Origin of the sequence: Parabacteroides sp. 52 (assembly GCF_010500925.1) — a bacterium.
Taxonomy (GTDB): domain Bacteria; phylum Bacteroidota; class Bacteroidia; order Bacteroidales; family Tannerellaceae; genus QVMG01.
Genome location: NZ_QVMG01000037.1, coordinates 6,663 through 15,243 on the forward strand (window position 1 = coordinate 6,663; position 8,581 = coordinate 15,243).

The following is an 8,581-nucleotide window of genomic DNA, read 5'->3' on the forward strand; positions in this document are numbered from 1 at the left end:
GGTCTCATATCATACAAATCTTCCCTACCACCTCTATTTCCATATTTTGTCTCTGTGATTAATTCAGATATGCCCTTAGAACTCTCAAAGCTTTGCTCCCATAATTTCTGGTCTACCTCTAACAGTTTTCTATCCTCTGGTTCAAGTAAAGACAGTACAAGATTATAATACTTGAGCATTAGTAGTTGTTCTGCTTCATACCTGTACTCATATCCCATAGAAATCCGAAAGCCTTGATGGTTATTCAATGATCCAATATAATTTTGTGTTGTCTCAATCCTGAATTTCTCTTTGGCAAACTCTATATACAAAGTAGTATCTTGTTCAGGAGTTAAGTCTAGCGTCAGTAAGTTTATATCCACATCAGCAATAAAACAACTATCTACATAATTCTTAAAAAGACTATCTATTTCAGCAGATAAGTTAGTGCCATCCAAAGATTTCCAGTTATCTGTGTATATGTACTTCTTAAAAATAGTTTCTATCTCATTAATATCTAGCCTTTCCTGAAAGATATTTTCTGTTTCTCCATTTGGATGGGAAAGCAACTTATCTTTTGGATTGGAGTTAAGGCAAGACACCAATGAGATAAAAGCTAACAGTAAGATGTTTAAGCAGATAACTTGTTTCATTAAAATTCACTTATCCTTGTCAATCCATCTACCAACAATTACATATAAAAAGCCTACAACGATTAGTATCAACACTATTATTATTGATCCAGAGGAAGGCTCTTTGACATCATACATCTTGCCTCTCACGCTTATGTCTAATAAGGTATATTCCATAAGTATTTCTGTTTGTTAATTAGTTATTATGTAGGCAATAACGCAAACAACAACCAACAAAACGAATGCTAGTAATATCTTAGGGAACCTGTAAGCCACCTATAGTTATATGTCATACTCAATTGGATCTAGAATTATATCAACAAAATCACTAAATCCTTCTCTGTCCATTTTTACAGATTCCACACTTAATCCAAAGCAAATCATAGAAGATCTTATTTTCATTAAATGAACATTCAGTTCTTTCCCATAGATAGCAATAGACTCCAAATTTCCATTACGATCTGAGCAGAATAGATATTTATTATAAAACACACCTTTCAAATATAAGTCTATATGAAAAGGTGCTGTTGCAAAAGCTCCACTTGTATACACCTCTAACCCATCAATATTTGAGGAGTTAAACCCATTAAGAATATTTTTGAGCATTGTCATACTCTTGTTGTTAAATATTTTACCCATTTTTGTTGTGATGTTTATTGATTAATATTGAATTATAATTTAGCGCTATGGTATTTTCTTTATTCTTTTTTGTGAAAACATCAGCGATAACAGGAATTGCCTACTCTTGACTAATACATTTCGTATGATATTTTAGTATTTCTTGGCGCAACAAATTTCCGTCTAATCCACTTGCGTATAAATAATTGTCATCAACTTCACTAAGCGCTTCATTTATTTGCTTTTTCGCTTCGTCTATTTTCCCATTTTGAATGCAGAAAGGAATGTAAGTGTACCTAATCAGGGGTTTGCATTTATAATCTCTGCTTTCTTTAAAAAAATCAACATATTTAAAATAAAATTGAAACATCTCTTCTGCTTTATTCTCATCTTCTAAAGTAAGTTTATATGCGTCTAGGATGACTGACTGTATGTGTTCTGGATCATAATGACCAATAGCCTCACAAAATACATTTAATGATGAAGGATATCTTTCAACATCAAGCATTGTCAATTGAGCAGGGATTCCATAAAATTCATTTGAATGCTCAATTTTCTCTGCTATTTGAGAAAGTTTATCATTTCCAAGAAGACGGATTCCTTGTAAATAAGAATTTTCATCTATCAGCAAATGAACATGATAAAAGCCCAAAGACCTGTTTTTTAGACTAAAGCCTCTTTTTCTAAATCCATTATCAAGCTCAATGTCTCTAAGTAAATCATACTCAACCCCTTTTTTTATACATTCATGTATAAAGTTACTTAAGAATAACTGCAAATTGTTCATTTCTAATATATAATCTATAATCTATAGGCAACCTAGCTCCCTCTGGTTGACGTTATTACATAAAAAAGCGTGGGACATAAACTAAACTACCTGTTCAGGGCATCCCCATGCCTCAACTCAAATAGTCAGTTCAGCCCACGCCATTATGATAATATTCCTATAAAAGGAGTATATACACAATAGACGTGAGCGTCCCTTCAACCATCCTTGAGTTGATCTTGAAATTGGGGATTTCTGAACAAGGATAATATCGTAACGCTTTTGTCTTTAATACATCCTTCCACTTCTCAACGCTTTGATAGGTGGAATTACTGCAAATATAACAAAAAGCGTTTACTTATGTTCGTTAGAAAGAAAGAGAATCATAAGTATCTAACAACTCTTCCTGCCTAAGTCCTAAATACCTCTTAGTGATTGCTACACTTGAATGATTAAACAGTTCCATAAGCTTAACTAAGGCTAATTCTGCATTCTCTGCATTCTGGTTATAAACCTGTCTGCCAAAGGTCTTTCTAAGACTATGACAGCTAAAGTTCTTCACACTTAACTTATACTTAGCCTTTATCTCCTTTAGAATATTATTAATCCTTTGGATCGTATAAGTAGTTCCTTTCTGACTAACCAGAATAGGAGAATTAATACTGATAGGCTGAATATGCTCATAACATTCAGAGATATGCCGTTTCAACTGTGGATTGATCCTTATAGTCCTGCCTTTACCTGTCTTCTTTTCCTGTATAGTAAATTCATCTACATTATAGATTTGCTTCCATCTTAGAGAAAGAATGTCAGATATACGCAAGCCCCAGAAACAGCCAATAGAAATAAGGAGAGACATTTTATAGTTTCCATCTTTGGCTAATCTTCTGATCAAATTGGTCATTTCATCCCAATTCAGATAGTCTGCTGTTGTGTTGGAATATTTAAGTGACATAATGTTCAGTTTTAATTGATTTTACACATAAGTGAATCTTTAATTTTTACACTAATTCGTAAGTGCCTGATAAAAAGAAGAATGCTCACTTTTATTATTAGTGAACATTCTCTTCTCTATGGTCTGGGTCTTTTTGGCTTCCTTGTTAGTCTTATTAATCCAAATATAATTATAAGAAAGAAAGCAGAATGAGACATAAACCACACCACAGCCATTGCACCTATCAGGAACAAAAAAGCTAACACATTATATACGTCCTTCATCTGCATAGCTGTAATAGTTTTCAGTTGTAACAATAATATGATCTAACAAGGACATCCCCATTAGCTTACAGACCTTAGAAAGCTTTTCAGTCAACAGATCATCTTGCGGAGAAGGAGACATATTCCCACTTGGGTGGTTATGGCTAAGTATTATCGCATTTGCATTGCCTAAGATAGCAGCTTGCATGATAATTTTAGTATCCGCTGTGCATTCAGAAGTTCCACCAACAGAAACAGTATGAAAGCCTAATACTTTCCCTGCTCTATTAAGTAGTACAACCTTTAACGATTCGTGATGCTCAATAGTATCACTATCAAAGACAGAATCTTTAAGTAGCTTATAAATATCCTGTGAACATCTTATTTGTGGACGTTCAGAGGCTTTCACCTTGCTTTTGTAAGTCAATTTCACTTCACTTGCTTTATAAATCCCCATAAAAAGTAATTTTTAGTTGTTAGTAAATAGGAAGAATGGAGAAAACAGAAGCTTTAGGAACTCAAACGGCTAAACTCCTTTGAAATGGGGAATCACTCTAAATTCACTTTTGAAAAGGTAAAGTCAATTCCTAAATTTCAAATGATTTGAGTTTTGGCGTGAGAGTGCGCTAAAGCTTCTATTTCTCTTTTCGACTGAGTGAGGGGAGTTTTGGGTAACACAGGTATCGTTCAAGTGATAAAAAGCATATTGAGGCTTAGATCATTTCTAAAAGTCTGACTTTATGCAGAAATGAAGTCTGTATATATTAGAGACCTTAAAAAAAATCAGACGGGAGGGGGATTTATATCAAGGTTAGTATATCTGTACGCTTGCCTCTATGCAGTATTGAAGCTAAGAGACTTATAAACTTCTCGACTTCATAAAGTGATACTTTTTTGAGAAAGGGTATCTAAAGGCTATTTTGTTAGAAAAAAGTATCAAATTTATTATGCGCTGAAAGAAGGACATTATTTCAGGTTTGAGTATATACTGTTTTTTCTACATCAGTGCGTTTCTTGAAAAATAAAGAATTGGGCAGAATTGACACAATATATCACCAACACACTATCCTACATTAATTTTTGTGTTGAATAATACTCCGCAAAAGAAGAATTCTATCAGATTAAACTGTAATTTTGCATAAGAAACTTCCCATTCCATTACAATGAGCGTATGAAATCTGAAATAAAAATAATTCTAGAACAAGGTAGTTCTAATAAAGCCAAGGGTAATTGTTTTGAGGCTTTAACTCGCAATTTACTAAATCTTCACCAGTATAAAGTAAAAGGGAATATAAATTTCAGTGGAATGGAGATTGATCTAATGGCAGAACATAAGCATACAAAGGATTCCCTTTACGTTGAATGTAAAGCAAAGGATAAAGTTTCGGCTGATGAATTATCCAAATTTGCATTTAACGTTGACTTCCGTGAAGCTGATAAGGGATATTTTTTTAGAACACAGGAGTTAGAATACCAAGCAGGTGCTCTATTGAGCGAAATTAGAAAAAAACAGAAGTATAAAAAACTGACATTTTTTGAGCCTACAGAAATTATACAGATGTTATCTGATGGTAATATGGTTTATGAACCTTTATCTGAAATTTCAGAATATACTATCTCTAAAAAAATTCTAGCAATAACATATTTGGGGGATTTCTTTATATATTTAATCAATGAGTCAAATGCATTGCCAACAAAAATAAAAATTGTAAATGCAAAGAATAATAGGGCTCATGTGTCTGATGAAATTGTTAATGTATTAAAACAAAAAATAGATGAAATATCATCCTTAACACTTATTCCTTCAGTGGATGTAAATTTCAAGCTAATTAAAGATAATAATGAAATGCCTATAGAAACCATTTCAGAGCTTCAAGAAAGTGAGAACTGGTATGACTATCTACCCGCTTCAGATAAGCATTTTATTGGAAGATATAAAATCAGAAATGCTATTTGGGAATTTTTCTATAATGTCATTTATAAAAAAACGAATAGAAGAATCTTTTACTTAACAGGTAAATCTGGTTGGGGGAAAAGTTCTCTAATTGCAGCTACAAGAGGACGGTGCATGAACATGAAATATAAGAATAATTTCTTTTTGTATGCTGTAGATTGTCGAAGTGCAACATCTTCCAACTTTGTTGCACTAGCTTTTCAAGATATGATGAAAAAAGCAAAAGAATCGGGTTTTATTGAAAATGACTTTTCATTTGACAAATTTCAACTCACATCTAATTATGATATAGTATCATCTAACTCTATAAATAAACTATTAAAATACTTAAAGAAAAAAGAGAAAGTTCTAATTTTAGTTTTTGATCAATTTGAAGATGTCTTTAGAAAGAAAAATCTTTTTAGATCATTTTATAAATTCCTAACCGACGTTACGGATGCAAGATCTAATTTAGTGGTGGGATTTTCTTGGAAGTCAGAAACTTTGATACCATCAGACAATGAAGCATATCATTATTGGCAGCAAGCAAAAGAACAATCAGAACAGTTTACGATGGAGGAATTTGCCAGTAAAGAAATTGACGGTGTTATTAATCAATTAGAAAGGTCTTTAGGGGAATTAAGACCTGATTTAAGAAGAAGAATAAAGGATAACACACAAGGACTTCCATGGTTAACAAAAAAACTATGTATTCATATTCACGAGCAAGTAAACAAAGGGATAAAACAGGATAAACTGATTGATGAAAATTTAAATATAAAAGAATTATTTAAAAATGATTTAGAACAACTTGATCCAGAAGAAATTCAGCTCTTAAAGTATATAGCAAAAAGGACCTACGATGGCAACACTTTTGACATCACAGAATTAGAAGATTTTAAAAACGAGAAAATATTAGATTCACTTAGAGATAAGCGATTAATTGTTAGATCAGGGATTAATTACAATTTATACTGGGACGTTTTTCGCGACTTCTTAATAACAAATGAAATACCCATAATTGGTGAAAGTTATATACTTCGAAGTTCTATATATGTTTGCTTAGAAACATTTTTATTATTTAAAAACGTTACAGAAAAACTAAAAACAAAGGATTTTGCCAATAGATATCCAAAAAAAATAAAAAAGACATCTATTGAATCATATTTATACACCTTAAGAGCTATTGGATTAATTCAAAAAACAAACGAAGACGAGTATACAGTAAGCAATCCTTCTATCCCAATAACAAAAGAGGGATTCAGAAACTATTTAAGTAAAGTCTTATTAAACTACACCCCTTACAACAAACTAAAGCAATTAAATAATGAGAGTATTTTATTGGATGATGTCATACAAATATTAAAAGAAACATTCAAATATGACATTGAAGAAAAAACATGGGCTGTTTATGCAAGGAGTTTGATAGGCTGGATACATTTTTCGAATTTAGAAATAAAAAACAAGTTACCTGATCCTAAAGTTGATTTTGGGAAAAAACCAACGTTATATAAAAATGAAGGAGTTCTACTGATTTCAAAAAACGAATGCATTAGATCTATTGAAGGTATAAAAAATGGAAATCCTATTATACGATGTTATGATAGCAATTTATTTTATCTGAACATTATTGATAAAAACAGAAATATAACATCTTTTGGGGAAGACTTATCAAACAAAACGAAAGAAGACATTGATTCTATTTTAACAAAAATAGTAATAAACACACCAAAATTCAAGCAATTATCAAATTTGATAAATAGATATAATGACAAAACAGTCAAAGGACTAGTTAGAAAAGGAATATTGGACGATTTGCCTATAGATTTTTTTAACGATGTAACAGTCGCAACAAAAAAAGTTTATCTTGCTAAAATGCTGTCTTGGCTAAGATAGCTCGCTAAAAAACGACTAAATAAGATTGAATTATCAATTAAAACAGATCAACCGAAAAAGACCAGAAGTGATTCTTGCCTTTATTTTTATCAAAATGTGCCTATACCTAGCACCACTAAACACTAGGAAGTAAGCAGAAAGATAAGTTTTGCGGAATTATTTTTTCGTATTCTTTTACCTCCTAAAGCCTTTGTATCTTTGCATATACTAAGAATGAGATAGTTCTCAACTCAAAATCACAACTCCTTTTTCATTTCGGGCATAACTGACTATATCTACTTATTAAGTCCAAATTTCGTCTATAAGATTAACCACCGACAAAGATTCTGTATCTATTCATCTATAAAGCATAACCAATGCTCTATACTTATGAAGAACTAAGACCGCAAGCCATTGATGCAGGCATAAAAGATTCACGTATCCATATCTCGGTATGGTTACAAACACAAGGCTATATAAGATTAAGAAAACAGATTAACCGTATTCGTAAAACCTATTATTTGAAACCATTATGAAAGTGACTAAGAAAGACCGCAAGAACAAAGGCATAACTTATATACCAACCGAGATAAGGGAGATCACAGATATAACCTACCGTCCTATAGACATAGACTTATTAAGAGAATATTTACAGTCTCGCTTAAAGCAAGATAAAAAGCCAAAGAAGAAATCCAGATTTAGTTCAAAGAAGTAAGATCGGGCTAAGAGTAGAACCAGATTTTGTCTGGTTTTATCTCTTGTAGTAGTGTCCGCTAGATGAATATTTTCTGTCCGCTAGATGAATAAAAAGTGTCCGCTAGACGGATGGCTATACTAATACCTAATTACTAATATCTAATTGACTAATACGCTACTAGACATTTTCCTTCTTACGAAGAAAAATGGATTTCTAAAAAAACATCCTAAAAATGAACCTCTATTTCTATGATTTACCATATACCCACCAAGTCAATTTTTAAGAACAGGAAAGGTGCTAAAATCCATTTCGGAACAAGTAAGTACCTAAAAATGGAGAAGGATAAAAGAGATATCATATTTATAAATTCAAATTCATCTGCTACTAATGAATTACAGAAGAATAACCGAAAAGATAGCTAACTATCTTACCCCAACAGAAGCATACACATTCGTTTGTCTAGCTTTTAAATCAGATTGGGAGACCTATGAATCAAACGTAAAACAACAAACCATAGTTGAGTACATAAATAAACATGCTTACACAGGTAAAGATCGAACATCCCAAGCAACAGTTTCTCGACACCTTTCGGAGTTTGAGAGACATGGATTGCTCACTAAAAAATCAACAGATCATTTTGGGAAATTAGGTTACTTTATAAAAAACAAGTATCAACTCGAAACAGAACATTATGTTTTTATAGATGAAGCTTTAGTAAAACTACCCATCCCAAATGAGTTGAAAGGCTTCCTTATTCTTGTAAAATGTAGATGTCTTAATAATACCAATTTCTGTGGTTATTCATCATACAGAAGATTATCAGAAGTATTGAACATAGGCAAAACAACAGTTGGGAAGTATCTGAAACAAGCTATTGATCTAGG

Annotated in this window: 6 protein-coding genes; 2 read left to right on the forward strand and 4 right to left on the reverse strand. The window is 32.0% G+C overall.

What is annotated here, in order from left to right; genetic code table 11:
• Positions 1-893: 893 nt before the first annotated feature.
• The 4 genes from D0T51_RS11900 to D0T51_RS11915 all read right to left on the reverse strand — a co-directional run bounded on the left by D0T51_RS11900 (position 894) and on the right by D0T51_RS11915 (position 3,649).
• A complete protein-coding gene (locus D0T51_RS11900) occupies positions 894-1,250 on the reverse strand; it encodes a hypothetical protein (protein WP_163729575.1) in 357 nt (118 codons plus the stop codon).
• Positions 1,251-1,350: 100 nt separating this feature from the next.
• On the reverse strand, positions 1,351-2,016 hold the full coding sequence (locus D0T51_RS11905; protein WP_163729577.1) for a hypothetical protein: 666 nt from the start codon (positions 2,014-2,016) through the stop codon (positions 1,351-1,353).
• A 346-nt stretch (positions 2,017-2,362) separates the two neighbouring features.
• Positions 2,363-2,950 carry a tyrosine-type recombinase/integrase gene (locus D0T51_RS11910; RefSeq protein WP_163729579.1) on the reverse strand — a complete coding sequence of 196 codons (588 nt, stop codon included), beginning with the start codon at positions 2,948-2,950 and terminating at the stop codon, positions 2,363-2,365.
• 246 nt (positions 2,951-3,196) lie between these two features.
• Positions 3,197-3,649 carry a RadC family protein gene (locus D0T51_RS11915; RefSeq protein ID WP_163729581.1) on the reverse strand — a complete coding sequence of 151 codons (453 nt, stop codon included), beginning with the start codon at positions 3,647-3,649 and terminating at the stop codon, positions 3,197-3,199.
• A 714-nt stretch (positions 3,650-4,363) separates the two neighbouring features.
• Here D0T51_RS11915 and D0T51_RS11920 point away from each other — a divergent pair.
• The gene (locus tag D0T51_RS11920; protein ID WP_163729583.1) at positions 4,364-7,021 is read left to right on the forward strand and encodes a restriction endonuclease; all 2,658 of its coding nucleotides are present in this window, start codon (positions 4,364-4,366) and stop codon (positions 7,019-7,021) included.
• A gap of 1,063 nt (positions 7,022-8,084) precedes the next feature.
• A partial coding sequence (locus D0T51_RS11925; protein ID WP_163729585.1) for a helix-turn-helix domain-containing protein occupies positions 8,085-8,581 on the forward strand: 497 nt, incomplete at its 3' end.

What these genes read in the sequence shown, in the direction of transcription:
- D0T51_RS11905 (WP_163729577.1), bottom strand. Translation starts at nt 2,016, where the DNA reads ATGAACAATTTGCAGTTATTCTTAAGTAACTTTATACATGAATGTATA.
- D0T51_RS11920 (WP_163729583.1), top strand. Translation starts at nt 4,364, where the DNA reads ATGAAATCTGAAATAAAAATAATTCTAGAACAAGGTAGTTCTAATAAA.
- D0T51_RS11915 (WP_163729581.1), bottom strand. Translation starts at nt 3,649, where the DNA reads ATGGGGATTTATAAAGCAAGTGAAGTGAAATTGACTTACAAAAGCAAG.
- D0T51_RS11910 (WP_163729579.1), bottom strand. Translation starts at nt 2,950, where the DNA reads ATGTCACTTAAATATTCCAACACAACAGCAGACTATCTGAATTGGGAT.
- D0T51_RS11900 (WP_163729575.1), bottom strand. Translation starts at nt 1,250, where the DNA reads ATGGGTAAAATATTTAACAACAAGAGTATGACAATGCTCAAAAATATT.